General features: G+C 44.2%; 2 protein-coding genes. Both read right to left on the reverse strand.

Annotated elements, in window-relative coordinates; all coding sequences use genetic code 11:
• The coding region (locus tag ACLFWI_RS29145; protein WP_446415831.1) for a two-partner secretion domain-containing protein at positions 1-1,951 on the reverse strand (1,951 nt) is incomplete at its 3' end.
• A 485-nt stretch (positions 1,952-2,436) separates the two neighbouring features.
• Positions 2,437-2,586: a hypothetical protein gene (locus ACLFWI_RS29150; RefSeq protein WP_446415832.1), complete on the reverse strand. Its 150-nt coding sequence runs from the start codon at positions 2,584-2,586 to the stop codon at positions 2,437-2,439.
• Positions 2,587-2,669 lie beyond the last annotated feature (83 nt).

Consider the following 2,669-nt stretch of genomic DNA (forward strand, 5'->3'; position numbering starts at 1 on the left):
TCGTTGATAGTATCCCACCATCTCGCAGAATTAATTGCCTCGTGTTTACTGTCAAATTTCCAGCATCACCATCTCCCAAAGTCCTCGCTTGCAAACTGGTATTTATCGCCCGATTGCTACCTGGAGGTATACCTACACCAATTAATTCTACAGATTCGCTGGCATTAATTGTCAAATTACCACCTTGACCTGAATCCTCTCCCTCTCTTTGAGTAACCGTAAATATTCTAGCTCCATCCACGAGGGAAAGTGACCTAGTATTAACCTCAATATCTCCGCCCTTACCTTGACCTTGAGTTGCGCTAATAATTGAACTATTTACACTAGGGAGAACGATTTCTTCTTGAGCCGTCACAGTAATATTGCCGCCGACACCAAACCCTAAGCCATCATCAGGTCGAACCGAAGAATCAACATTGTCTGTAAAGGTAATATTTTGGTCAGAAATAATCCTGATTTCACCGCCATTTCCGGAAACGCTGCTGGTATCAATCTGACCGACTTCTATATTGCCTCTGGAGTCAATAAAAACGGAGCCACTGTTCCCAAAAAAACCGCCATTAACATCATCCGTAAAAATCCAGGGTACATTAATAACTCCCCCAGACAAGGAAAGATTGGGGCGATACTGATTGGTTAAAAGCACCAATCCATCCGCCGCCTGAATATCGATAAAACCATCAATTCTGATATCCGCACTCGTTCCTGTACCTACAGCGTCAATCGTCGGCACTGGATCGAAGTCGCCAAAGGGATTAAAATTATCAATGGGTGCAGCATCAGGCGTGCCAAAATCAGTAGTACCCGCACGGATATCTAAGGTTGGTCTTGTCGAGCCATTAATCGTGATTTCTGTCCCATCTGATAATCGGATAATATCCCCATTAATCGCATCAGCATTTGCCTCAACACCTTCTATGGCAACATTCCCAGAAATCGTGACACTCCCCCCAGCCAAAATATGCAAAGACGGACCTGTGTAATTATTGAAACTCACATCCCCACTGGCTCGAATCACTGGGTCATAAGGACTTGACAAATTACCTAAACTACTGTCTAATTGTTCAATCCGAAAATTTCCACCACTCCAGAAGTGAGCATCCGCACTGACAGTATTGCCAGAACGCAGCACCATATCCTCACCGGAAAATAACCCACTATTGGCATGATTCAAAGCAAAAATATCAACCGTTTGATTCCCCTGCACCAACAATTGACCCATAGCTGAAGCAATAAACGGATAAGCTACACTGTCGCGCACCTTCAGCGTATCCGTCGCCAATAGGGTCAAATTCCCCCCAGCTTGTACCTGATTGTTGAGGTTGAGATTTCGACCCGCCAGGATCAAATCCCCACCAACCGCTAAACGACCAGAACTTGCGATCGCGCCTTGATGATTCGACCCATACTGCAATCCCGGCGTCAGGTTAATCGTCAGTAATGGCGGTGCTTGGGGGTTCGTTGCACTAAACTCTGTGCCATTTTCAAACACCCAACCCTCTGCGGTAGACGCCACAAACGCCCCCTGAACATCCAACTGGGCATTTTTACCAAAAACAATCCCATTGGGATTAATCAGAAACAAATTCGCCCCACCATTAACCCCCAGAGTTCCCAAAATATCCGACATATCCGTACCTGTAACCCGGCTGAGAATATTGTCAATTCCCGTCGGATTGGCGAAATAAACCCGTTGTCCCTCGCCCACATTAAACTCAGAGAAACTGTGGAACAGATTCGCACCTCGAATCGCCCCCCCATCAATCTGATCCACCGAGAAACCCTGAATGATCACATCTGGCGTCACCACAGACTGTTCCACTCCTAGAGTAGAATCAGGAATAACTTGGGCAACGGTAGGAGTTGTCGAATGGGATAGAACCCACGCGATCGCAACGCCTGCGGTTAAACCTATTCCCCGACATGATTGACTTTCCCTGCATCTCACCATCACACCCTGTTTCAGACTCCGTATTTCTACTGATACTCAAATTAAGCCAGATGGAGAAATGCGATCGCTACCGTAGAATTACGGAAATTTGGCGCTTATGACAGGCTTCAACCCGTCAATGTCTGATCACCACTTACCGCGAACACTTAGTTCACAGAAGCTGATTCGTAAATTATTTGTAACACAAACGACAGCCTTTAATCATCGAAACGTAAACTTCTATGTCATTTACTTGTGCTTTCCCGCAAAGGTGATTACATTAGAAATTGAAGCCTAAAGGCTTACTAATGACAGAAGTTGAACTGACAAAATCAAATTAGGAGGTATAAAGCCGACTGATAAATTTCATTTCTATTTCCTCATTGATAAGTAACAGCAACACTCAACAAATTGCTGAGATTTCCTAAAATTGTAAACTCGGGAGATTAAGCACTCAAAACTAAATTTTTAGTGCAACTCCAGATAGAATTAACTTAAACAGGAAATCATTCAAGCAAGCTGGTTTTGAGAGTTGCTGTTACTTTATGGTTTGTCATTCGTCGTACTCGCTTCTCTTCACGCAAGTCCAGTTTTAAACGCAGACTTAACGATAAAATTATAGAACTCTTCCTTTCCAAGTTGTAGAGACGTTGCATGCAACGTCTCTACAAGGTTATAGCATTCCGCATTGAGGTTAGGACAATAAAATTGGGTGAAAAGGCAACAGGCAACAGGCAAC

It is taken from the genome of Coleofasciculus sp. (assembly GCF_046539235.1).
Lineage (GTDB): Bacteria > Cyanobacteriota > Cyanobacteriia > Cyanobacteriales > Coleofasciculaceae > Coleofasciculus.

What these genes read in the sequence shown, in the direction of transcription:
- ACLFWI_RS29150 (WP_446415832.1), bottom strand. Translation starts at nt 2,586, where the DNA reads ATGCAACGTCTCTACAACTTGGAAAGGAAGAGTTCTATAATTTTATCG.